Origin of the sequence: Paractinoplanes globisporus DSM 43857 (genome assembly GCF_000379645.1) — a bacterium.
Lineage (GTDB): Bacteria > Actinomycetota > Actinomycetes > Mycobacteriales > Micromonosporaceae > Actinoplanes > Actinoplanes globisporus.
Genome location: NZ_KB903317.1, coordinates 150,847 through 173,731, shown reverse-complemented (window position 1 = coordinate 173,731; position 22,885 = coordinate 150,847). Strand labels below are relative to the sequence as shown.

General features: G+C 69.9%; 23 protein-coding genes and 1 pseudogene. 12 read left to right on the top strand and 12 right to left on the bottom strand.

Annotation, left to right across the window (positions count from 1 at the left end; translation table 11 throughout):
* Positions 1–36: 36 nt before the first annotated feature.
* Both A3CQ_RS0130770 and A3CQ_RS0130760 read right to left on the bottom strand, forming a co-directional pair.
* On the bottom strand, positions 37–834 hold the full coding sequence (locus A3CQ_RS0130770) for a phosphatase PAP2 family protein (protein WP_157296558.1): 798 nt from the start codon (positions 832–834) through the stop codon (positions 37–39).
* A gap of 829 nt (positions 835–1,663) precedes the next feature.
* A complete protein-coding gene (locus A3CQ_RS0130760) occupies positions 1,664–2,329 on the bottom strand; it encodes a Type 1 glutamine amidotransferase-like domain-containing protein (protein WP_020514801.1) in 666 nt (221 codons plus the stop codon).
* A gap of 108 nt (positions 2,330–2,437) precedes the next feature.
* Here A3CQ_RS0130760 and A3CQ_RS0130755 point away from each other — a divergent pair, with 108 nt between their 5' ends.
* The 3 genes from A3CQ_RS0130755 to kilB are packed head-to-tail and all read left to right on the top strand — an operon-like array spanning position 2,438 to position 4,319.
* Positions 2,438–2,962, top strand: coding sequence for a SigE family RNA polymerase sigma factor (locus A3CQ_RS0130755; protein ID WP_157296556.1), 525 nt, complete (start codon positions 2,438–2,440; stop codon positions 2,960–2,962).
* Positions 2,959–3,867 carry a hypothetical protein gene (locus A3CQ_RS0130750; RefSeq protein WP_020514799.1) on the top strand — a complete coding sequence of 303 codons (909 nt, stop codon included), beginning with the start codon at positions 2,959–2,961 and terminating at the stop codon, positions 3,865–3,867. The genes A3CQ_RS0130755 and A3CQ_RS0130750 overlap by 4 nt, the downstream gene beginning before the upstream one ends.
* Positions 3,864–4,319 carry a plasmid transfer protein KilB gene (gene kilB / locus A3CQ_RS61175; protein ID WP_157296554.1) on the top strand — a complete coding sequence of 152 codons (456 nt, stop codon included), beginning with the start codon at positions 3,864–3,866 and terminating at the stop codon, positions 4,317–4,319. The genes A3CQ_RS0130750 and kilB overlap by 4 nt, the downstream gene beginning before the upstream one ends.
* Before the next feature lie 44 nt (positions 4,320–4,363).
* Here the strand turns inward: kilB and A3CQ_RS61170 are convergent.
* Together A3CQ_RS61170 and A3CQ_RS0130735 are read right to left on the bottom strand one after the other, a co-directional pair.
* Positions 4,364–4,511, bottom strand: a pseudogene (locus tag A3CQ_RS61170) (IS5/IS1182 family transposase); the annotation flags it as partial.
* 122 nt (positions 4,512–4,633) lie between these two features.
* Positions 4,634–6,064 carry a hypothetical protein gene (locus A3CQ_RS0130735; protein WP_040433242.1) on the bottom strand — a complete coding sequence of 477 codons (1,431 nt, stop codon included), beginning with the start codon at positions 6,062–6,064 and terminating at the stop codon, positions 4,634–4,636.
* A 370-nt stretch (positions 6,065–6,434) separates the two neighbouring features.
* Between A3CQ_RS0130735 and A3CQ_RS0130730 the strand changes: the two genes are divergently transcribed.
* From A3CQ_RS0130730 to A3CQ_RS0130720, 3 genes are all read left to right on the top strand, one after another.
* A complete protein-coding gene (locus tag A3CQ_RS0130730; RefSeq protein ID WP_157296552.1) occupies positions 6,435–6,800 on the top strand; it encodes a hypothetical protein in 366 nt (121 codons plus the stop codon).
* A gap of 26 nt (positions 6,801–6,826) precedes the next feature.
* Positions 6,827–8,596, top strand: a complete 1,770-nt coding sequence (locus A3CQ_RS57840; protein WP_020514794.1) for a caspase, EACC1-associated type — start codon at positions 6,827–6,829, stop codon at positions 8,594–8,596.
* A gap of 585 nt (positions 8,597–9,181) precedes the next feature.
* Positions 9,182–9,958 (top strand): trypsin-like serine protease, encoded by a 777-nt coding sequence (locus tag A3CQ_RS0130720; protein ID WP_026206366.1) that lies wholly within the window; start codon positions 9,182–9,184, stop codon positions 9,956–9,958.
* A gap of 15 nt (positions 9,959–9,973) precedes the next feature.
* Here A3CQ_RS0130720 and A3CQ_RS0130715 read toward each other — a convergent pair whose 3' ends face one another.
* From A3CQ_RS0130715 to A3CQ_RS0130690, 6 genes are read right to left on the bottom strand one after another with little or no spacing between them, the layout of a single operon-like run.
* Entirely contained in the window at positions 9,974–10,666 is a 693-nt protein-coding gene (locus tag A3CQ_RS0130715) for a GNAT family N-acetyltransferase (protein WP_020514792.1), read from the bottom strand.
* Entirely contained in the window at positions 10,663–11,994 is a 1,332-nt protein-coding gene (locus A3CQ_RS0130710; RefSeq protein WP_020514791.1) for an NtaA/DmoA family FMN-dependent monooxygenase, read from the bottom strand. The genes A3CQ_RS0130715 and A3CQ_RS0130710 overlap by 4 nt, the downstream gene beginning before the upstream one ends.
* The gene (locus A3CQ_RS0130705; RefSeq protein WP_245577386.1) at positions 11,987–13,120 is read right to left on the bottom strand and encodes an LLM class flavin-dependent oxidoreductase; all 1,134 of its coding nucleotides are present in this window, start codon (positions 13,118–13,120) and stop codon (positions 11,987–11,989) included. The genes A3CQ_RS0130710 and A3CQ_RS0130705 overlap by 8 nt, the downstream gene beginning before the upstream one ends.
* A gap of 2 nt (positions 13,121–13,122) precedes the next feature.
* A complete protein-coding gene (locus tag A3CQ_RS0130700) occupies positions 13,123–14,100 on the bottom strand; it encodes an ABC transporter substrate-binding protein (protein ID WP_020514789.1) in 978 nt (325 codons plus the stop codon).
* 16 nt (positions 14,101–14,116) lie between these two features.
* Positions 14,117–14,881: an amino acid ABC transporter ATP-binding protein gene (locus tag A3CQ_RS0130695; RefSeq protein ID WP_020514788.1), complete on the bottom strand. Its 765-nt coding sequence runs from the start codon at positions 14,879–14,881 to the stop codon at positions 14,117–14,119.
* Positions 14,878–15,744: an amino acid ABC transporter permease gene (locus A3CQ_RS0130690; RefSeq protein WP_020514787.1), complete on the bottom strand. Its 867-nt coding sequence runs from the start codon at positions 15,742–15,744 to the stop codon at positions 14,878–14,880. Before A3CQ_RS0130690 ends, A3CQ_RS0130695 begins: the two co-directional genes overlap by 4 nt.
* Before the next feature lie 113 nt (positions 15,745–15,857).
* On the opposite strand from A3CQ_RS0130690, the gene A3CQ_RS0130685 reads away from it, so the two are divergent.
* The 4 genes from A3CQ_RS0130685 (at position 15,858) to A3CQ_RS0130670 (ending at position 18,975) form a co-directional block, all read left to right on the top strand.
* On the top strand, positions 15,858–16,976 hold the full coding sequence (locus A3CQ_RS0130685; protein WP_020514786.1) for an LLM class flavin-dependent oxidoreductase: 1,119 nt from the start codon (positions 15,858–15,860) through the stop codon (positions 16,974–16,976).
* A 12-nt stretch (positions 16,977–16,988) separates the two neighbouring features.
* Entirely contained in the window at positions 16,989–17,828 is an 840-nt protein-coding gene (locus A3CQ_RS0130680) for a hypothetical protein (protein ID WP_157296550.1), read from the top strand.
* A 77-nt stretch (positions 17,829–17,905) separates the two neighbouring features.
* Positions 17,906–18,541, top strand: a complete 636-nt coding sequence (locus A3CQ_RS0130675; protein ID WP_020514784.1) for a TetR/AcrR family transcriptional regulator — start codon at positions 17,906–17,908, stop codon at positions 18,539–18,541.
* Complete coding sequence (locus A3CQ_RS0130670; RefSeq protein ID WP_020514783.1) at positions 18,538–18,975, top strand: acyl-CoA thioesterase; 438 nt, start codon at positions 18,538–18,540, stop codon at positions 18,973–18,975. Before A3CQ_RS0130675 ends, A3CQ_RS0130670 begins: the two co-directional genes overlap by 4 nt.
* Positions 18,976–19,025: 50 nt before the next feature.
* Here A3CQ_RS0130670 and A3CQ_RS61165 read toward each other — a convergent pair whose 3' ends face one another.
* Positions 19,026–19,655 (bottom strand): hypothetical protein, encoded by a 630-nt coding sequence (locus A3CQ_RS61165; protein ID WP_020514782.1) that lies wholly within the window; start codon positions 19,653–19,655, stop codon positions 19,026–19,028.
* A gap of 257 nt (positions 19,656–19,912) precedes the next feature.
* Between A3CQ_RS61165 and A3CQ_RS0130660 the strand changes: the two genes are divergently transcribed.
* Positions 19,913–20,737, top strand: coding sequence for an oxidoreductase (locus A3CQ_RS0130660; protein ID WP_020514781.1), 825 nt, complete (start codon positions 19,913–19,915; stop codon positions 20,735–20,737).
* Between the two features lie 3 nt (positions 20,738–20,740).
* The gene (locus A3CQ_RS0130655) at positions 20,741–21,190 is read left to right on the top strand and encodes an HIT family protein (protein WP_020514780.1); all 450 of its coding nucleotides are present in this window, start codon (positions 20,741–20,743) and stop codon (positions 21,188–21,190) included.
* Here the strand turns inward: A3CQ_RS0130655 and A3CQ_RS0130650 are convergent.
* Positions 21,187–22,797 carry a CocE/NonD family hydrolase gene (locus A3CQ_RS0130650; RefSeq protein ID WP_020514779.1) on the bottom strand — a complete coding sequence of 537 codons (1,611 nt, stop codon included), beginning with the start codon at positions 22,795–22,797 and terminating at the stop codon, positions 21,187–21,189. The two genes, A3CQ_RS0130655 and A3CQ_RS0130650, sit on opposite strands and share 4 nt — an antisense overlap.
* Positions 22,798–22,885 lie beyond the last annotated feature (88 nt).

Below are 22,885 nucleotides of genomic sequence, written 5' to 3'. Positions count from 1 at the left end.
GCCACGCATTCACGCGTGCGTCGGCCGAGCGTCGGTTCAGCGCTGTCCTGCCAGCGCCGGCAGCCGGTCGAAATCCTCCCGCGGCAACGATGTCACCGTGCTGACGCGCCGTGGCCTGAACGATCCGACCAACAGCCAGCACAGAGTGGTCAGGGTTGCGCCGGCGATCGCATCGACGACGTAGTGGTTCGCCGTGCACAGGACGGTGATCACCATGGCCACCGGCAGGGTGACCGCGACGAGCCGTAGCACCGCGTGCCGGGACGCCGCCGCGATGGCCAGCCCCATGACCAAGTCCCAGCCCACGTGCAGACTTGGCATGGCGGCGTACTGGTTGGTGAACATCGCCGGCTGCAACACCCGGTAGGCGTGCGCACCGACCGTGACGGTGTCGGTCATGCCGAGACCGGCCAGCCTCGGTGGCGCCACCGGGAACGTCGCGAAGATGACCAGCCCGATCCCACCGGACACCAGCATCGTGTTGCGGGCCCGCAGATAGACGGCGGGATGCCGCCGCGCCAGCCAGATCAGCGTCATCGCTATGACTGGCCAATGACCCCAGATGTAGATGTCGTTCAGCACCGTACGCAAGAACGGCATGCTCATCACCGACGCCTGCCATCCGGGTTCGTGAAAGAGCCCGAGCGCGCGTTCCAGGCCGACCACGGAATGCGCGTTGCGCACGGCCTCGGCCGTGGCCGCCTGAGTAGCGCCCCGGACCAGGAAGTACGCCGCGACAGCCGCGACCATGATGGCCAGTTGTGGCAGCAAACGCACCCGCTCGACGGTGTTTTCCGGCGGCCGCAGCCGACTTCTCCCCGTGATCATTGACATGTTTCGTAGCCTGGTCGATCACGCTCGCCGGGCCATCCGGCATCGGCTCCGACGTCACCCTGAATTCCGCGGTGCCGCTCCCGTAAGGGGCTTGACCGGAGCCTTCGAAAATCTCAGGGTCGGTGCCCGGCGTCCCGCATAGATGCGCCGCTGCTCGCTCGTCCTTGCCCTGGGCCGAAATTGCGGCGTTCGCGAGAAGATGCCGGCCCCAGCCCCAGCCCTTGGCCGAGATCCGCAACCAGGCCGTTGGCGAATGCGCGACACTGGAGCAAATGCGCGGGCAGGGGCATTGACGCACTGCAATACGTAAGCCACGCGGATCGGCCAACGGGGCGTCGCGCCATTTTCTCCACCGCTTCGTCAGCCACATCGACTTCTTCGCGTACAACCTGGTCTCGGCCCCCTCCGCCACCTCGGCAGTGACGCCGGACCCCGCCGCGGCCGCCAAGACCTGGTGCTCGCGGTGCCGGTCAGCGCGATGCGGAACGCGCTTGTTGCGCCGGATGCTCTTGCGGGAGCTCTTGTCGTTCTCGCCGTAATCGTTGCGCCGGTCCCGGGCATAGCTCAGCGCCTTCCGCTCCTGCGGGTCCTTTCTGGCCATCACTCATCACCTCGACGCACGCGATCGCGACACGCCACGCTAGAAGCCCGGCCGCCACCCCGGGAAACCGATCGGCGTGGTCCTTCCACCGATCTGCGCCGCCATCAGCGAGATCGCCCGAGGCACGGCCAAGCGCTGAGCGACCAGATACCGGCCGCGTTCGGCCACCGAAAAGGCTTCGTGCAGCGCGGGGATCGCGGCTGATCCGGATGGCCGCCGAGGTGACAATCACCCGAACTTCGTCCATTGCCCTTCGGAAACCACTTCGACGGAGCCGTCGACGACCTTGATGGCCGTCTGCTCGTCGATGGCGTACGCCGGGACGCCGATGTCGGCCGCCCACCGTTCGGCGTCGGCCGGGGTGTTCGTGGGGAAGAGGTTCAGGTGCGGGAAGATCGAGAAGTCGACGACTCCCAAGGTTCGGTCGTCCGGCGCCGACGGCCATTCGACGAAGTACGCCCCGATCCGGGGCGTCATCACCATGCTTCCCGCGCTTACGCCCACCCAGACGGTGTCGGGCAGCGAGGGCAGCAGATCGGCCAGCCCGGACTCTCGCATCCAGTGACACAGGTACGTCGCGTCGCCGCCGTCGACCAGCAGCACGTCGGCCTCCCGGACCCAGGGAACCCAGCGCTCCCGGCCGATGCTGGGTAGCGCGGTGAGCTCGAGGACACCGAGCGAAGCCCAGCCCAGGCCGGACAGGTACTGCCAATCGGGCGCGGGGTCGGCGGCCACGAAACCCCGCACCGATTCCGGCCCGCACATCGGGTGACCCCACTGGGCCGTCGGGACGCACAGGGCGCGGCACTCGGAGACCGGCTTGCCGAGTAGCTGCACGAGCGCCGCGTGGATGCTCGGGTTCGTTACGCCACCGGAGGTGAGCAAGAGCTTCAAGGTGCCTCCAATATCGTGCGCGGAAGGGAGCGAGCCGAGGTCATCGTAGGCCGGGTCAACCTTTCGGGCGTCGCCGTCGTCCTTGCCAGCGACGGAAGGAGAACCCGCGTGCGCTGGAAGAACAGCTATGAGGGGTTGGATGCCCTCGTCGCCGAGCGGGGCAGCGCGTTGCTCGGCACGGCGGTGCTACTGGCCGGCAGCCGGGCAGCGGGCGAGGACCTGTTGCAGGCGGCTCTGGAGCGGCTGGTGCGTCACTGGAGCCGGGTGCGCGGCGACAAGGAAGGCTACCTGCGCCGAACCCTGTACCACCTCGCGGTCGACCAGTGGCGCTCACGGCGGCGCCGGCCGGAGGTGCTGGCGGAGGTGGAACCGCCCGGGCAGCCGGACGGCACCGACGCGGTGCACCTGCGGCACGCGCTCGTGCAGGCGCTGGCGACCCTGCCGCCCCGGCAGCGCGCGGTGCTGGTGCTGCGTTACTGGGAGCAGCTCAGCGAGGCCGAGGCCGCCGATGTGCTCGGGTGTTCGGTCGGAACCGTCAAGTCCACCGCCTCGCGCGGGCTTGCCCGCCTGCGTGAGCTCACCGCCGACTGGGCGACCGAGGACGTCCAGGCATGGAATGGAGCTGGAAAATGACGAACCTCATCGAGGAACAGCTGACCGAGGGGATGCGTGAGCGGGTCGCCGGCATCACCATCACCACCGACCTTGTCGGCCAGACGCTGCGCAGCCAGCGGCGTCGCACGATGGTCACGCGGAGCGCATACGCGGTTGGTGTGGTCGGGTTGGCCGGCGCGCTGGCCGCCGGCGTGCTCGCCGCCGGCGACACCGGGCCGGAAGCCCCCCTCGACCGGCCGGTGGCCGGCGCGGGGTCACCGCAGGTGCGCCTGGCCGCCGCGGTCTCCGCCAGCCAGGACATCAGCTACCGAGTGAAGAACACCATCGTCGTCCGGAGCCAGCCCGGCCGCCCATCGATGGTCGTCACCGGGGCATTCGACCCGGCCACGACAACCGGGTACCTGTTCTTCGCGTCCGGCCATGCTCGGCCCTGGAGCGAACAGCGGCTTGTCAACGGCGACCTTTACACCGCCGACCTGGTCCACCTCCAACCCGTCCCCAGCAACCCGAAAGGAAAGCCCACCCCCAGCATTGACCAGCGCGTGGACTGGACGCATGACCCGGGCAAGAAATACACCAACTTCGTCTACGACCTCAAGACCGGCGTGCTCTCTCTTTCCGCCGACCCACATCAGCTGTTCGATGCCCTCACCAACTCCGGCGCCAAGATCAGCCAGACCGGCCCGGACAGGTACCACTTCGAAGTAGCCATCCCGCCACGCAAAGGCCTCACCGGCGGCGCCATGGCCGGTGACGTGACGGTGAGCTCGGACAAGCGGATCGCGAAGGTGGTCTACCAGGCCACCCAGCGCTTCGCCACGGAAACCGCCGTGTTCGACGGGACGCTGGAGCTGTCCGACTACGGCAGCCCGGTGACCGTGGAACGCCCGAGCGGCACCTTCGAGCAGCTTCCGGGCAAATGACTTGGGACATGAGTTCAACGGTGAGCGCCACAGTCGCAGTTGCCGGCACGCTGCTCGGGTCGGCCGCCACATATCTATTTCAACGCAACGCCTCCGATCGCCAAATGCGTGTCGCGCGAGATGAACGATATTGGTCGCAGCGTCTTGCCGCTTATGCCGAATTCGCCGCTGCGGTAACGGACCTTCGGCGGGCAGCATACGACCGCTGGCATCGCTACCAAGAGGAGCCGAGCGGCAACGCCTTCACCGCCGCACGAGACGAGTACTACAAACTCTACGCAGAGCCGCGAAACTCGCAGCTAAAACTTAGGCTGTTGACCGGCGATCAGAACCTGACGGAGCTGGCACACCAGGCGGTGGAGCAGGCAACCGAGATCAAAGATGCAGAAAGTGAGCCCGAGCGAGCCAAACGAGGAGACCACGCCAAAGCGGGAGCACTTCATCTTTCGTAGCGGTTGGCTTCGACGTGGTGCCGAACGAGGATGGCCTGCACGATCATGGTCGTGGCGCGGGCGCCGGAGCGCAGGTGGGCGAGGGCGAGCACTGCCTGGCGTCCCGGGTTCAACCGCATCCATCGAGATTTGCGCTTCGGGCAGGTGCGGATGCCGTCGGCGAGGGTGATTCAGGGTCCGGCTGGAAGCCACGGCCGACCCCCACCGACCAGTCTCGGCAGCCGGCCACCGCCACGGCAGGTTCGGACAGGAGGCACCACCCCCGGCGCTACGCGTTGAGCCGGGAACGAATCCGGCGGGCACCGCCCGGCCACTTACGCGTCGCGGGTGGCCACGCCGTGCCGCGGTGCCGCGTCGGAGGAGAACCTCGTGCGCAGCTTGCGGATGACCAGGATCATCACGATCAGTACGGTGCAGCCGACCGTCGCAACGCCGATGTGGTAGGTGCCGTAACCGAACAAGCCAAGGATGCCGAACAGCCAGCCGAGGAGGAAGATGCCGACAAGGCTGACCGCAAGCGAGTGCGAAGTCAGGTCGACAACAGTCTCCGTCAGGTCGCGTATGCCCTTCGCGGATAGTGCCGTCCAGGCGATCGTCAGAAGACAGTAGGCGGCCACCGCGTAGCCCGCGAGCGGCCCGAGGTCGGTGGCGGAACCGTTCTCGGCGTAGGAAACCTGCGCCCCGGAAAATCTCAGCGTCAGTACGGCCGCAACGAGGAGGGCGACCGTCGGAACAAAGATCATTCGGGTCGAGTTGGCGGCCGATCTGAGGAACAGAACAATGGCTCGCGCGGAGATTTCGAGAATTGCGCCGACCCACAGGAAGACCCAATTCAGCACTGCAACCAGGATCCGCAACGTCCAGTAATAAAGGACGTAGACCAGGACGTCCGCCACCGAGAGGACGAGTTGGGTCGCGGTGTGGAGGAGGCCGTCGAAGAGGCGGTCCATCGGCGATCCTGCGGCACCCCCAGAACGACCGCGGTTCTCCCAGGTGGCCATCCTCGGCGGCCGAGGTGGCGAAGCGATCAGCCGTTGTTCGGGGTCGGACCAGCGGACCGTGCCACGGACCGCCGCGAATGCTCCCAGCGCCAGCGCAGCGAAGATGATCGTCAGCCAGGCCACCCATGCCAGCGGTGCGGACATGTCTCGCGGCAGGCGCAGCACCGAACCGTCACTGGGCGCGGTGGCGGTCAGCCAGAGCAGGCCCGCCGCGCTCGCCACGCCGAGACAGGCCCCGATCAGGGCTGCGCCGGCGACGCCGCCGTCTGGGCCGGCCAACCTGTTGGTGGTGGCCGCTTTGCCGCTGAGGCGCACAGTCCAGCCGAGCGCCAACAGGAGTGCGATCACCGTGATGACCGGCCGGAATGCCCCGCCGTGCGGGTCGTTCAGGACGAACGCGAGGACGCAGGCGACCACCCAGCCTGCGCCGACCGACCGTCCGGCCACGGGAAAGTTCCGCAGCGGGAGGGCGACAACGACCAAACCCGCGGCGCCGAGAACGATGAATATCGGCAGAGCGTTGTCGAGCAGCGGAGCGACGAAGAACGCGATCGCCGTCAGCACGCAGGCGGCGGCACCCAATGAGTAACGGGTTCGCGGCGGGATTCCGGCCAGGACGAGCCACGCGCCGTGCGCCCGGCACAGCACCCTGACATCCGAGGGCTCCGACGCGTCGCAGCCCGGTCGGCCGCAGCCACGCCGTTCACGATGCAGAGAAGAATAGGTGTCGAACGTCGCGGTCATCGAGTTCCACCACCGATCACATAGTCGATCGCTGTGCCGCCCAGGGGCCCTCACTGTCGCAGCGGGAATTGCGCCCGAGGAACCGCCAACTGGCTGATCCGGACGACTGAGAGTTCGACCCCTACTATCGATTGGCCGACCTGAATCCGGCATCGGAATTCGGCCGTATCCGTACGTATGCGCTTACGTGCGACGGATATTCATCCGTACGGGTAAGTATCCGTCGAAGGCTTCCCGACCGGGGTCGGGCGCCAGATATCGACGTTCAGGTTCGAACTGTCCACCACGTGGATGAGGGTTCGGGCAAACTGGGGTCGCTATGGTCGCGGTCGTCCCATGCTCTGGTTCGGTCGATGGATGGGTGGTCTTCATGGCACGGCTCGGGATAGCCCTGCGGGTTGTGTGCCCGGGACTGGACGGCGACGGGGTCGCGGACCTGACCGCCGGGCTGCGGCGAGAGATTCTCGACACCGAAGTGGACAGCGCCGAGCCGGTTTCCTCCGGCCGGCCGCCGGAGGGCGCGAAGTCGAGCGCCCTCGTTGTGGTCGGCGCCCTGGTCGTCTCGCTGGGGCCGACGGTGGTGGAGAGCCTTATGGCCGTCATCTCCTCGTGGCTGAGCCGCCAACCGGATGATGTGGAGATTGAGATCGATGGACACCGGTTCCGGGGACGGGTGTCCAGGGCCCAACGTGATGAACTCGTGGCCGCGTACCTCCGGCGGGTGGACGAGTTGTGAGGCCTGTACCGGCGAGGCGCAGAGCGTTGCTACTGGGTTGCGGCAGCTACGCCGATGCCTCGCTGCCGCGGCTGAGATCGCCGGGCCTCGATGTCGAGGAACTGGCCCGGGTGCTGCGGGATGCCGGGTACGACCAGGTCGCGGCCGAAATCGACGGCACGGCCCGGCAGGGTCAGCTCGCTGTGGAGGCGTTCCTGGCGGGGGCAAGTGTCGATGATGCGTTGAATATTGTTTATCTTTCCTGTCATGGGGTGCTGGATCAGCGCGGCAAGCTCCACTTCGCGTTCGCCGACACCGAGCAGCAGTATCTCCGGGCTACGGCCGTAGCCGCGGAATGGGTGCGCGACCGGATCTACGACAGTCGATCCAGGGCCACGGTGGTGCTGGTCGACTGTTGCTTCAGCGGCGGGTTCATCACGGGCATGCAAGCCCGATCCGGGAGCGAGGCCGTTGAGGAGTTGGTGCGCGGCCTGCCAGAGGGCAGTGGAGTGGCGGTGCTGACCGCTTCCGGCCAGCGCGATGCGAGCTTCGAGGATGCCAGCTCGGCCGTCGTGCGTCCCTCGTACTTCACCGACGCGCTGGTGACCGGCATCGGTACCGGCGCAGCCGACCTGGACCGCGACGGGCGGATCACGATCGACGAACTCTACGAGTACGTCTATCACCATGTTGTGAGCGGGCCGTCACCGCAACGCCCACGGCGGTTCGACATGGGTGAAGGGACGCTGGTGGTGACCGAGACGGCGATGACCCCCGAGGCCGGCGTCGCGGTCGCGGTGCCGACGCCCATCACCCCGCCACGCCCGGCTCCCGCAGCCGTGCCGCCCGCGCCAGCTTGGCCTCGGTCGATGACTCGGGCCGGCCCGACAGCGAGGCCAGCCCCGCCGGCAACGGTCGATACGGCGAGTTCGCCGAGGGCGGGTGTATCGGCGGTGGCAGGCAACGTCGTCGGCTGGGGCGGCCGGAACACTAGCTTCACCCTCGCTCTCACCTCCGCGGTCGATTTTGGGCGGCTTGCCGTGCCGGCCGGGCTTCGAGACATCACGGTGATCTCTGCAGGGGATCGTCACGGGCTTGCTCTAGCCGTGGACGGGCACGTCGTCGCGTGGGGCGACAACGCGTTCGGCCAGGCTCGGGTGCCGAGGCGGCTGGGCAGGGTGCGGACCATCGCGGCCGGCGGCGCGCACAATCTGGCCGTTCGTTCCGACGGTTCGGTCACCGGATGGGGCAACAATCACAGTGGACAGGTCCGGGCGCCGAAATCCCTGGGGAACGCCGTCGGCGTGGCGGCAGGCGGTTGGCACAGCTTGGCGCTGCTGTCCGACGGCACGGTGGCCGCCTGGGGTGAGAACGGCGACGGTCAGGCCCGGGTGCCGCCCGGGTTGCGGGGTGTCGTCGAGATCTCGGCGGGTGATGCGCACAGCGTCGCCCTGCACGCCGACGGCACGGTCTCCGCCTGGGGGCGCAATGACCACGGACAGTCCACAGTGCTGGCTGAGGCCGTCGGCGTGTCGGCAGTCGCTGCCGGCACCGCCTACACGGTCGCGGTCCGCACGGATGGGACGCTGCTGTCGTGGGGTCATGCGCCGGCCGGATCGCCCCGACGCCTACCGGGCGGCGCGGCCCAGGTCGCGGCTGGCGAGTCGCACTGCCTCGCGCTCGGCGTGGACGGCACCGTGCGCGCGTGGGGGGACAACACCTACGAGCAGTGCGTCGTCCCCGATGGGCTCGGCCGCTTCCTGATGATCGCGGCAGGCAGGCTGTTCAACATCGCGTTGATCGCGCCGGACGGCTGACGGTGCCGCGGTCATCCGATTCGGCGGTGTTGTGTGGCCCCATTCGGGCGGGCATGGCTGGCTCAGATGTGGGTTGAGGTCGCGATGCCGAGTGGCTGTAGCGGTCGCGCTGGGTGGCAAGGTGGATGCCCGTGTGGTTCTGTTCGTGAGTTCGGCACCACCGTCGATTGCGACAGCTACGCGTGTCGTCGAACGGGCGCGCCGCTCGAGCGGCGCGCCGGGCGCGAGAGGTTGGACGCGCGTTGTCTGCGACAGATCCGCATACCACGACCATCGGATGGACTTCACCGGTTCGGCGCTCCACTGGTACACCCTTTCCTTGCCTACCCATACGCGCAGCTGCTCAGCAGTCCTTACCCGAGGCGCTGTATGTAGCAGACCGAACAGCGCGTATTTGTAAGCAGAGCAAAGGACGCGGCAACGAAACACCCTCAGCAGGCCAACCCGTGGCAGGTGGTCGGCGAGTTCGCGCACCGGCATGGGAGGGCGCTCTTGCCGGGAGCCGCAGCGTGCGTGTCGAGGGTGAGGTGGCCGCCTGGCGATCGGGGGGATGCATCGATCGCGGGGAATGGCTAGGTTGGGCGGATGTCGCGATCGATCGGACGCAGTGTTGTTGCCGCCGTCGTCACAGTGGGGGTCGTCCTTGGTGGTGCGGGTCCTGCGCACGCCATCGCCGATGGTGATCCGGTGCCTGATGGGCGGTATGCGTTCAGCGTGAAGCTCACCATGACCGGCATTCCTACCGCTAGCGGTGGGCGCCGGGACAGCGCCTGCTCCGGTGCGCTGATCGCGCAGCGTTGGGTGATCACGGCGGGGCACTGTTTTCGTGACGCCAACAACGTGCGGGTCGATCGGCCGGTTGCCGACCTGACCACGGCGACCGTGGGCCGTACCGATCTCACCGACACCGGGCGGGGGATCGAGGCCGAGGTGATCGCCGTCCGGCAATCGCCGACCGCCGACGTCGCCCTCGCCGAGCTGTCCGTGCCGGTGCGCCGCATCCGGCCGATCCGCCTCTCCACCAAGGCACCCGAGCTCGGCGACATCGTCCGGGTCACCGGCTACGGCTCGACCACGAGCGTGAACCCGGCGCCGGTCACGCGGCTGCGCACCGGCCAGCTGACCGTCGTCGCGCTGAGCGAACCCGTGGTCGGCCTGCACGGATACGCCCCCCAACCCGACACCACGCCGTGCCCGTACGACTCGGGCGGACCCTATTTCGCCGAGCACGGCCACCGGGGGCCGGCGCTGGTGGCCGTGGTGAGCAACGGCCCGAGTTGCCCGCACACTGCCACCGAGAACGGCGCCCGCATCGACAACATCGTGCCGTGGATTCGTGAAGTCCTGCGGGACGTCCACTGACGAGCTATCGGGTGGTCAGAGCCGGCGGTAGCGGGCGAACGTGGTCGTCCGGCGCAACCGGAAGCCGATCGACTCGTAGAGGCGGATCGCGGGAGCGTTGGCGGCGGCCGTGTGCAGGAACGGCGTCTCGCCCCGGGATCGGATGCCGGCGGCCACCGCTCGTACCAGGATGGTCGCCAGGCCCTGGCCGCGGTAGGCCGGGTCGGTGCAGACCGCGCTGATCTCGGTCCAGCCGGGCGGGTGCAGCCGCTCGCCGGCCATCGCGGCCAGCGCGCCGTCGCGGCGGATGCCCAGGTAGGTGCCGAGCTCGATGGTGCGCGGGCGGAACGGGCCCGGGCGGGTTCGCTCGATCAGATCAAGGATCTCCGGTACGTCGGACGCGGTGAGCCGGACCGCCGAAGCTGAGGGCTCGGCGCGCAGCGCCACGTCGACCAGTTGGACGCCGGGGATCTCGTCGGCCGGCTCCCAGCCCGGATGCGCGGCGGGAACCGGGCCGGCGACCGCCACCTCCGCGCCGGGGCCGGCCAGCGTGGCCAGGTCGGCCCAGGCGCGCGGGTCGTCGGGGTCGGCCAGCGCGTAGAACTGGGCCACCTCGTCGGGATAGCGGGCCGCCCGGCCGTGCACCTCGGCCAGGTGGGCGTGCGTGCCGGTCAGCGAGTGCCAGATCGCGTTGTCGAGGACGGCCTGGTCGGGGGTGACGATGGTCATCGGGTGAGTCCTAGGTGGTCGCGCAGGGTGGGACCGGAGTATTCGGTACGGAACACGCCGCGTTCCTGCAGCAGCGGCACGACCGTGTCGGCGAACTCGTCGAGGCCGCCGGGGGTCACGTGCGGCACGAGGATGAAGCCGTCGGCGGCGTCCCGCTGCACGAGCTCGTCGATCTGGCCGGCGATCGTCGCGGGCGAGCCGATGAACGTCTGCCGGCCGGTCACCTCGATGATCAGGTCACGGATGGAGAGGTTGCCGGCCTCCGCCCGTTCCCGCCACTCCCGCGCGGTCCGCAGCGGATCGCGGTGCATCCGGACGCTGGCCCGGCCGCGGGCGATGTGCCCGTCCGAGACCTCGGGGTCGATCGACGGCAGCGGCCCGTCGGGGTCGTACGAGCTGAGATCGCGGTTCCACAGCTGCTCGAGCAGCTTGATGGCGGTCGGGCCGCTGACCTGCTGACGCCGGACCTCGGCCGCCTTCTCCCGCGCGGAGGTGTCGGTGTCGCCGAGTACGAAGGTCGCCGCCGGTAGCACCAGGAGATCTTCCCGCCGGCGGCCGTACCGTGCCAAACGGCGCTTGACGTCGGCGTGGAACTTCCGGCCGTCGTCCAGCGTGCCGTGCCGGCTGAAGATGGCGTCGGCGGTGGCGGCCGCGAACTCCCGGCCCCCGTCCGAGTCGCCGGCCTGCAGGATCACCGGCCGGCCCTGCGGGCTGCGCGGCACGTTGAACCGGCCGCTGATGTCGAAGTGCGCGTCGGCGTGCTTGAACGTGCCGGCCGCGCCGTCCCGGAGGAACGTCCCGCCGGCCTTGTCGGCGACCACGGCGTCCGCCGGCCAGGAGTCGAACAACTCCGAGGCCGTGGCCAGGAACTGGGTGGCTCGGCTGTAGCGGTCGGACTCGGCCAGGAAGCCGCCGCGCCGGAAGTTCTCGCCGGTGAACGCGTCCCACGAGGTGACGACGTTCCACGCGGCCCGGCCGCCGGAGAGGTGATCGAGCGAGGCGAACTGCCGGGCCACCTCGTACGGCTCGTTGAACGTCGAGTTGATCGTGCCGGCCAGCCCGAGGTGGGTGGTGACCGCGGCCAGCGCCGACAGCACCGTGAACGTGTCCGGCCGCCCGACCACGTCGAGGTCGTAGATCTGGCCGCCCTGCTCGCGCAGCCGCAGCCCTTCGGCGAGGAAGAAGAAGTCGAACTTGGCGCGCTCGGCGGTCTGGGCGAGCCGCACGAACGACTCGAACTCGATGTGGCTGCCCGACTCGGGGTCGCTCCAGACCGTGGTGTTGTTGACGCCGGGGAAGTGTGCGGCGAGGTGAATCTGCTTAGGCAACGCGAGCTCCCCGGTCGGCGAAGTAGCGGTTGGCGGGACGCGGCAGCCCGAGCAGAGCGCGCAGCGTGGGCGCCTCGTACGCCTCCCGGAAGACGCCGCGCCGCCGCAGCTCGGGCACGAGAGAGCGGGTGATCGAGCGCAGATCGGCGGGAAGCCGGCCCGGCCGCAGGCGGAAGCCGGTGATCCCGGCCGCCTGCCACTCCAGCACCAGGTCGGCCAGCTGCTCGGCGGTGCCGCTGAAGACCGCGGCGTCCGATGTGTACGCCGCGCGGTCCAGCGCGTCGAGCCGGTCCCGGGCCGAGGGATCCAGGAAGACCACGAGATCCGCGAAGACATGGCGGACGTTCAGCTTCGCGACTATCTCACGCGCGTGGTCGGCATCCGCCGGTGTCACGTACGCGAGATCCGCCGACCCGTTCACGAAGGCGTACGGAATCTCGGCATGGGCGAGGGCCGTGACCAGCGGCTGGCCCTGCGGCGGGCGTGGGGTGATCGACGGGCCCTTGACGCTGAAATGCCGGCCCGCGAAGTCGATGTAGTGCAGCCGATCACGGTCGACGAACCGGCCGGTGGCGGCGTCGCGGATCTCGGCGTCGTCCTCCCAGCTGTCCCAGAGCCGCCGCACGACCTCGACGTAGTCGGTCGCCTCGTCGAAGAGCTCCCGCACCTGCGTGTCGTCCAGCGGGCCGACGACCCGGCGGCCGAAGTGAGCGGCCTCGTGCGCCCGGCCCGAGACCTGCACCCGCCATCCGGCGCGGCCGTGGCTGACGTAGTCGAGCGTGGCGATGGCCTTGGAGATGTGGAACGGCTCGGTGTGCGTGACGGTCGCGGTCGGAACCAGTCCGATGTGGCTCGTGGCCGGCGCGACCCGGGCCGCGATCAGCACGGCGTCGAGCCGCCCGCGGACGTGGTCGGTACGTTCGTCCGGCCCGTCCGGCCGGTCCGTCTGCAGGCCGAGCGCGTCCTCGATCGTGACGAAGTCGAGCGCGCCGGACTCGGCCTCGCGGACGAGATCGAGCCAGTACTGCGCGGTGAACAGCTCGGCCGGCCGGGCGTCCGGCTCCCGCCAGGAGGCGGGGTGCCAGCCGGTCCCGTCGAGCGCGACGGCGAGATGGACGTTTGCCATGGTCATTTCCCCTCGATGGGCAGACCGGGCGGGTTGACCTCGGGCGCGGTGACGGCCTCGTTCGCGAGGTTCCAGCGCGCGAGGATCTTGGCGTAGTCGCCGGACTTCACGAGTTCGTCGAGCGCGGCCTTGTACGCCTGGACCAACCCGTTGTCCTTCTTGGTGGTCAGCGCGATCAACCCTTGCAGGCTCGCCCCGGCCCCCGAGTAGGTGCCGATGATCTGCGTCTGTCCGGCCACCGCGACGTGGTAGGCGGCCGTCGGGTTGGGCCCGAGGTAGGCGTCGATCTGTCCCGATCCGAGCGCCAGGTAGGTGGCCTGATTGGTCTGGTAGTACTTGATGCCGACCGCGGGCAGGCCGTTCGCCACGTCCTGCTTGCTCCACTCGACCAGGATCTTCTCCTGGTTGGTGCCGGAGCCGACCGCGACCTTCTTGCCGGCCACGTCCTTGGGCCCGGCGACCGCCCAGGTCGTGCCCTTCTTCGCCTCGAACGCGAGGTCGTCCTTGCGGTAGGAGACGAAGTCGTACTTCTGCTTGCGCTCCTCGGTGACCGTGATGTTCGAGGCGCCGACGTCATACTTTCCGCTGTCCAGACCGATGAAAAGGTTCTCCCAGGAGGTGTTCTCGAGGTCGGGCTCGAGGCCGAGGATCCCGGCGATCGCGACGGCGATGTCCGGCTCGTTGCCGATCAGCGTCTTGTTGTCGGTGGCGGTGAAGGCGAGCGGCGGGAAGCCGGAGCCGGCCGCGCCGACGCCGATGGTGAGCTTGCCGGTCGCGCGGACCTTCTCGGGCACGAGCGCCGCGACCGCGTCCACCTTGGCCGGCACGATCCGGTTCTGCTCGGGGCCGTCGTTGATCTTCACGGTGGCCGCCTCGACGGCGGCGGGCGCCGTCTTCACCGCCTCGTCGGGGGCCGCGCAGGCGGTCAGGGTCGCGGTTGTCGCCACCACGGCTGCGAGCAGGGCATTGCGCGTACGCATGAATGGGCTCCTGGTTTTAGGAAAGGACCTTGGAGAGGAAGGCGCGGGTGCGGTCGTGGACCGGGGAGTCGAGGACCTGGGCCGGCGGGCCGTGCTCGAGGATGCGGCCGCCGTCGAGGAAGACGATCGAGTCGGCGGCCTCGCGGGCGAAGCCGATCTCGTGCGTGACCACGATCATCGTGGTGCCGGCGCGGGCCAGGTCGCGCATCACGTCGAGCACCTCGCCGACCAGCTCCGGGTCGAGCGCCGAGGTCGGCTCGTCGAAGAGCACCAGCTTGGGATCGAGCGCGAGCGCCCGGGCGATGGCGACGCGCTGCTGCTGACCGCCGGAGAGCTGCCTCGGATAGGCGGCGGCCTTGTCGGCCAGCCCGACCCGGTCGAGCAGGTCGAGAGCGCGTTGCTTCGCCTCGGCGCGCGGCCGGCGCAACAGAGCCTCGGTCACGTTCTCGAGGACGGTCAGGTGCGGGAACAGGTTGAAGGTCTGAAAGACGAACCCGATGCCCGCCCGCTGCTTGAGGACGTGCCGCTCGTGCAGCTCGTAGAGGCGGTCGCCGTCCTGCCGGTAGCCGATCAGCTCGCCGTCGACCCGGACGTGGCCGCGGTCGACCTTCTCCAGGTGGTTGATCGTCCGCAGCAGCGTCGACTTGCCCGAGCCGGAAGGGCCCAGGATGACCGTGACGCTGCCCTTCTCAATGGTCAGATCGATTCCTTGTAGGACCTCCAGCGAACCGAATGATTTGTGCACGCCCCGGATCTCGACCATGGTCAGCGGTTTGGTCATTTGCGCCACCCGCGGGAGAAATGCCGCTCGACGTAGTGCTGGAAGACGCTCAGCACGGCGGTCAGGATCACGTACCAGACCGTGGCCACCAGGAGCAGCGGCACGACCCGGCCGTTACGGCCGTAGACGACCTGCACCTGGTAGAACAGCTCGCCGATCGCCAGCACGTACACGACCGACGTGCTCTTCAGCAGGTTGACCAGCTCGTTCGCGGCGCTGGGCAGAATCGCCCGCATGGCCTGGGGCAGCAGGATGCGGCGGAACTGGCGCAGGCGCGGGATGCCGAGCGCCGCGGCCGCCTCCAGCTGCCGCTGGTCGACCGAGATGATCCCGGCCCGCACGATCTCGGCGGCGTACGCGGCCTCGTGCAGCGCCAGCCCGATCAGCGCCGCGCCGAGCGAGCTGACCAGGCTGTTGGTCGCGAAGTGGACGAGGCCGGGCCCGAACGGCACGCCGATCTGCAGGCTGTCGTAGAGGTAGCCGAGGTTCGCCCAGAACAAGAGCTGGACGATCAGAGGGACTGACCGGAAGACCCAGATGTAGGTCCAACTGACTGACCGAAGGACCGGGTTGCGCGACAGCCGCATCGGCGCCAGCACGATCCCGCCGAGAAAGCCGAGCACGGCCCCCGCGAACGTCAGCTCGACCGTGATGAGCAGGGCCTGCATCACCGACCGCTCGAAGAAGTACCCGGCGAACGTGCCCCAGTCCCACCCCGGGTTGGTGACCAGGCCGTGCGCGAACTGGGCCACGAGCACCAGCACGGCGGCCGCACCCACCCAGCGCCAGGGATGCCGCGCGGGCACCACGGTCAGCGTCTCGGCCGCCGGCGGCGCGGCCCTGGCTTCAGACAGAACACTCACGCCGACGACGCTAGGTTTCGCCGCCAGATCACCACAAGTCCTATGGGTCCAGTATGTCTTTACGATCCTGTCAACGGCTTGCCTATTGCCTATCTCAGCTATAGGAATAAAGGATGACCGTGCCGTTGTCGATCCTGGATCTCGCGCCGCTCGTCTCCGGTGGGACCGCCGGTGACGCCCTGCGCCGCACGCTCGACCTGGCTCGGCACGCCGAGCAGTTCGGGTATCACCGCTACTGGGTGGCCGAGCACCATCTGACGCCCGGGGTGGCCAGCTCGCAGCCGGCGCTGCTGCTCGGGCAGATCGCCGCCGCGACCGGCCACATCCGGCTCGGCTCGGGCGCCGTGCAGACCGGGTTCCTTACGCCGCTCGGTGTGGTGGAGCAGTTCGGCATGCTCGACGCGCTCCATCCGGGGCGCTTCGACCTCGGGCTCGGCCGCTCGGCGCAGCGGCGCAAGTCCGTGCTCACCGAGCCGGCCGATGAGCCGGTCGTCGAGGCGCGGGTCGTCGACGGGCTGCTCATCCCGAAGTCGTTCTCGTTCACGCCGATCTTCCGCTCCTCGCGCTCGGCCCTGTTCTTCCGGCTGCTGCACCAACCCGACGCGACCCCGGTCGACCTGGACACCGCGATCGGCGACATCCAGACGTTGCTGGCCGGGCCGTACACCGACGGCGAGGGCAACGAGGCGCGGGCCGTGCCGGGGGAGGGCGCCGACCTGGAGATCTGGGTGCTCGGCTCGAGCGGCGGCGAGAGCGCCCGCGTGGCCGGCGCCCGGGGATTGCCGTTCGCCGCGAACTACCACGTGTCGCCGGCCCGGGTGCTGGAGGCGGTCGACGCGTACCGGGAGGCATTCCGTCCGTCCGCCGTGCTCTCCGAGCCGCACGTTATGGTCTCGGCGGACGTGGTGGTCGCCGACGACGACGAGACGGCCCGCCATCTTGCTTCCCCGTACGGCCTGTGGGTGCGCAGCGTCCGGACCGGCGACGGCGCGATCCCGTATCCCAGTCCGGCCGAGGCCGCGGCCCACGAGTGGACCGACGAGGACCGTGAGCTGGTCGCCGACCGGGTGGAGACCCAGTTCGCCGGCTCCCCGTCGACCGTCGCCGAACGCCTCGACACGCTACGGCGGGTGACCGGCGCCGACGAGCTGTTGGTCACGACCATGACCTACGACCACGCCGACCGGGTCCGGTCGTTCGAGTTGCTCGCCAAGGAGTGGCTGAATTCGTGATAGATGTGGTCGATGGCCGAGCCCGCGGACGATGCCGCCGACATGGTGGCGGCGGTGCGCGACGACCCGGCGGCCCGCCTGGCGCTCGCGGCCGGCTTCTACGACACCCCGGTCGGTAGTCCCCGCATCCGGCCCTACCGCCGGGCCGAGGTCGCCTTCATGCGCTGGCAGATCCGGCGCGGCGTGCTCGGTGCCGGCGGCAGCCCGTGGTGGCGCTCGGTGAACGAGGGCCTGATCCGCGACGCGTGGGAGGCGGAGCGCCGGGTTCGTTCCGGTTCACCGGGAGCCGGGCTTCCGCAGGTCGAGCGGTGGATAGAGTTCTTACGCCGGCCCACGCCGCGCTCCTGGTACCGCGCGCACAACACCAGCATCGTGGCCGGTTACCTGGCGCACCGCCCGCTCGCCGATCACGAGGGCCTGCTCGAACGCTTCTTCATGGACGTGGCGCTGCTCCGCGTCTTGTACGCCGACTCCCTGCTCTCCAACGCCCGGCTCGCGCTCGGCGGCCTTTCCCCGGCCGGCCGCTGGCTCGGCGACCCCCGCCGCCGCGGCACCGACGTCTTCCTATCGCTGCACAACATCCTGCCCGGGACGTACCCCCTGCCCGAGTCCCACCTCGTCGAGATCCTCGAGCAGGAGAACTACCTGGGCCGCCTCATCGACTACGGCGTCATCCTCCCGCGCGCGGCGAAGCTCTACGAGCACGCCGCCCGCGACCTCGACCAGCCGGGCCTGCTCACCCTGATCAGCGACGGCTGCCCGGCCTACGCGTGGCCACCGGACGAGACGTACGCCTGGAAGAGCCGCCGCCCTCGGGCCACCCAAGCCGTCCGGCGCCTCGTCCGCGGCTGACCCGCCGATAGGGGCACACGGTGACGGCCCCCACACGTTTATTTACGACCGGTCGGTTGTTTTTGTAGGGTCGGGGCATGACCGTGGACGGCCGGCTGGCCCGGGGAGAGCGCACCCGCATCGCCGTGCTCGATCGCGCGCTGCGGATGGCCACCTCCGAGGGGCTCGACGGGCTCTCCCTCGGCCAGCTCGCCGAGGCGCTCGGCATGAGCAAGGCCGGGCTGTTCGCCCACTGGCGCTCCAAGGAGCAGCTGCAGCTGGCCGTCATCGAGCACGCCCGCGAGCAGTGGATGGACGAGGTGATCCGGCCCGCCCTCCGCGCGCCGCGCGGCGTGCGCCGGCTGTGGGCCCTGCACGACCTGCGGCTCGCCTTCTACGAGGGCGGCCGGCTGCCCGGCGGCTGCTTCTTCGCCAACGCGAACTTCGAGTACAACGCCCGCCCCGGCGCCATCCGCGACCGCCTCGGCATTCAGCTCGAGGAGTGGATGGAGTTCCTCGTCACGCTGGCCACCGATGCGGTCGCCGGGGGCGATCTGCGGGCCGGGACCGATGCCCGCGCGATCGCGTACGAGACCGAGTCGCTCGGCGTCTGCGCGGTCATGCAGGCCCCCACGCTCGGCGCCGGTGTCACCTTCAATCTCGCCCGGAACGCCCTGCTCGGGCATCTGCGGGCGCTCGCCGTCGACCCTTCGATCCTTCCGGAGCTGACATGACTGCCGTCGCTGTCGAGTACGGGCACACCACCGTCGTCCCGGTGCACTTCGACGACCTGGACGCGCTGGGCGTGCTGCACAACGCGCGCTACGCCGTGTTCGTCGAGCGCGCGATGATCAGTTGGTGGGCCGAGCGCGGCGTCTCGTTCGCCGGCGGCCGGCCCACCTCGCCGGACGCGTTCAACGTCGTCCGCGAATACGCGATCACGTTCCACGTGCCGGTTCGCGGGACCGGTGAGATCGCCGTGCACTTCTGGGTGGAGAAACTCGGCACGACCAGCGCCGACTATCGCTTCCGGGTCACCTCGCCCGACGGCCGGATCCTGTACGCCGAGGGCCGTCGCGTGAACATCCACCTCGATCCGGCCACGATGCGGCCGTCGCCCTGGTCGGAGGAGGGCCGCCGTCTCGGGTCCGAGCTGCTGCGCCGCTGAGGCCCGGCCGCCCGGCGGGGGGACGGCCTCGCCGGGCGGCCGTTCGGGCGTCAGTGCATGCCGGGCGCCGGCGGGGCCATCTCGGCGACACCGACACCGGCGGCTGTCTCCGTCTCGGTGGGGACCGGTTCCGTCTCGATGAGAGCCGGTTCCGTTTCGGTGGCGGCCGGTTCCGTTTCGGTGGGAGCCGCCGCCGTCTCGGTGGGAGCCGGCGTAACCGTCTCCGTGGTGGTCGGCTCGGGTGTCGCGGCCGCCGTCTCGGTCGGGGCGGCCGTCGGCGTCGCGGTTGCCACCGTTCCGGCCGGGGTGGGCTCGGTGGTCGGTGTCCCGGCCGCCGGAGTCGGCTCGGTGGTCGGTGGTGTTGTCGGTGTTGTCGTGGGCTCTGTGGTCGGCGTCGCGGTCGGTTCCGTCGTCGGTGTGCCGATGGTGCCCATTCCGCCGCCCATCGGCGGCATGTGCAGATGATCCAGCAGCGCGCCGATCGGCCAGTCGTCGTTGCTCACCGTGATGATCATCACGTGGAACGGTCCGCAGCCCGGGCCCATCGGGCAGGAGGCCGCCGCGGTGGCGCCGGGCGGGGTCGGGGCCGGTGCCGCCGGCGCGGCCTGAGCGGAGCCCGCGCCGAGGGTCACACTCGCCAGCACCCCGGCGCCGAGCAGGGTGAGGTTGCGCTTCTTCATCTCATTTGCCTTTCGTCCTGGACGATTTCCGCGGATCAGTCCAGCACGGCGGATCAGATCATTTCCGGCGGATCGCATTTCCCGGCAGGGCTTTTCGGCCGTGAACGTCCACAAAGGAGAATGGGCGGGGATGACCGGTAGCGCCGGCCTCACCGGGCCGTCCAGCGCCCACATCCCCGATCCGGCGGCCGTTAAACCTCGGATGGTGGGTCTGCGGGAACCTCCCACCGGCCGCCGCCCCGGAGAAGAATGGCCGCATGAGAACGTGGCTGATCACCGGATGTTCCACCGGACTGGGCCGGGCCCTGGCCGAGACAGTGCTCGAGCGCGGCGACAACGCGGTCATCACCGCGCGGGATGTCGCTGCGGTTGAAGGGCTCGCCGGGGCGTACGGGAAAAATGGTCTTGCGATGTCGCTGGATGTCACCGACGCGGCGCAGATCGCCGCTGTCTCCCGGCAGGCGACGGAGCGGTTCGGCGGGGTTGATGTGCTGGTCAACAACGCCGGGTACGGCTATCGCGCGGCCGTCGAGGAGGGTGACCCGGAGGACGTGCGACGCCTGTTCGACACGAACTTCTTCGGCGCCGTCGCCCTGATCAAGGCCGTGCTGCCCGGCATGCGGGAACGCCGCAGCGGCGCGATCGTCAACGTCTCGTCGATCGGCGCCCGGATCTGCCCGCCCGGCTCCGGCTACTACGCGGCGGCGAAATCGGCGCTGGAGGGCATGACCGGCTCGCTGCGCAAGGAGCTCGCGCCGCTCGGGATCACCGCGATGGCCGTGGAGCCGGGTGGTTTCCGCACCGACTTCGCGGGCCGCTCGCTGACCCAGTCGGCCGTCCCGATCGCCGATTACGCCGACACTGCGGGCAAACGGCGCAAGGAGCACGACACCGCGCACGGTACGCAGCCCGGCGACCCGGCCAAGGCGGCGCGGGCGATCATCACCGCCGTCGAGTCGCCGGAACCGCCCGCGCTGCTGCTGCTCGGCACCGACGCGCTCGACGCGTTCGGGATGGTGCTCGACGCCCAGCGGGCGGAGATGGAGCACTGGCGGGCACTGAGCGCGAGCACCGACATCTAGCCCATGAGACCCGTCGCCGCCGACTGTCACGCCTGCCGCCTCAACGACCAGTTCGAATCGCTGCCGCCCCGCGAGCACATCGCCGCCGACGACTCGTGGCGCGTGGCCCACGCCTTCAACAGCTCTCTGCCCGGCTGGCTGGTGCTGCTCCCGCGCCGGCACGTGACGTCGATCGCCGACCTGACCCCGGCCGAGGCGGCCACCCTGGGCACGTGGCAGGTGCGGTTGTCCCAGGCGCTGCGGACGGTCACCGGCTGCGCGAAGACCTACGTCATCCAGCTCGCCGAGAAGGAGGGCTTCGCCCACGTCCACTTCCACATCGTGCCGCGCGCCGCCGACCTGCGGGCGGAACACCGAGGCCCCGCCATCTTCCACTACCTGACCGACGGCGACCCCCTCACCGAGCCCCAGCGCGACGAGGTCGCCCTGTCCCTGCGCGCCGCCCTCGCCTAGCCGACCGGGAGGACCAGGCGGGACGGGCCGAGGGTGATGGTGTGCGTGCTCGGCACCAGCTTCGTGCCCGTCCCCGGGTTCTCGTCGGTGCCCAGGTTGCGGCTGAACTGCGGATAGCACCCGCCCGCGATCAGCACCCGCAGGCGCGAGCCCGCCGCGAACCGATGCGCCACCGGGAGCAGCCGCAGGCGGACCGGCGCGTCCTGGTCGCGGTCGGGCGCGAGCCGCCGGTAGCCCTCGGTCACATTGCGCGAGCGGCCCGCGGGGTCGACCTCGCTGAGCCGCACGAACAGGTCGGCGTGCGGGTTGTCGGTGCGGTGGGCCAGCTCGATCATCGGCGCGCCCTGCACCTCGAGCGCGGCGCCGAGCGCCGGTCCGGTGAACGCGAGCACGTCGGGCCGGGTCGCCAGCGGGCCGTCGTCGACGTAGCCGCCGCCGTCGAGCAGCGGTCCGCCGACGGTGGGTGTGGGGTCGGCCGGGTCGAACGTGAAGCTCGCCTCGCCCGCCGCGGCCTCGCCGAGGCTCCCGCCGGGCCTTAAATGCAGGGCCAGGTCGCGGGTGGGTGGCGGCCAGGCGTCCGACTCACGCCAGCCGCGGGTTCCGGTCATTTGCACGCGTACGCGGTGAGCACGGCGAAGTGGCGTGCCGCGCAGTTTCGCGCCCAGCCAGTCGAGTGCCTCGGGGATGAGGATCGGCGCGGCGTTCCCGACCACCTCGGTGTGCGTCCACGGCCCGATGGTGAGCGCCACGTCGACGCCGCGGGCCCGCAGCGTCGTGTACTGCTCGACGGTCTGCTCGAGGAAGAGGTCCTGCCAGCCGCCGTGCAGCAGGATCGGGATCTGCGCCCGTTCGAGGGCGGCCGGGTGCCGCATCGGCGCCCAGTAGGGATCGGCGAGATCGGGCCGGGTGACCCGGTCACGGAACCACCGCGCCCGGCCCGCGTAATGCCGCTCCCCGGCCTCGGCCAGCGGCAGGTCGGTGAAGACCGGCCGCAGCGCGCGCTTGCGGGCCGGCCCGGCGACCATCTGGGTCAGCGCCGCCGTCACCGACGGCTTGGCCGCGCGGGGCAGCCGGGACACCATGTCGCTCCAGCCGACCAGGTCCATGTTCATCGCGCCGGTGCCCCACGAGTGCCGGGCGAAGTCGTGCGGGCCGACGGTGACCACGGCCGCGGCCATCTCCGGCGGCGGGTCCTCGAGCAGCGTCCACTGGGTGTACCCGAGGTAGGACGGCCCGATCGTCGCGAACTTGCCGGTGAACCAGGGCTGCGCGATCAGCCACGCCACCACGTCCCGGCCGTCGTCGCGCTCGGTGCGCATCGGGTCGAAGTCGCCGCCCGAGTCGGCCGTGCCCCGGCTGGACACGAACACCACGTGGTAACCCCGGGACGCGTACGGACGGGCGTACAGCAGATTGAAGGGAAAACGACGGCCGTAAGGTCCGCGCACGAGCAGGGTCCCCGCGGGCCGGCCGGCCGGAACGTAGTGATCGGCCGCCAGCGTCACGCCGTCGCGCATCGGAATGCGCAGGCCGTGCTCGATGCCGAAGTCGACGGCCCGGCCCGGCAGCTTGAGCACGCGCGTCGTGACCCGGTCCTGCAGTGCCATCGCGGCCTCCGTTCTCGCTGATCACACTTTGGCCCGAAACGGCACCCATGTCGATCAGTTGTTGCGTAGCGGTATCGTCACGAAGAGT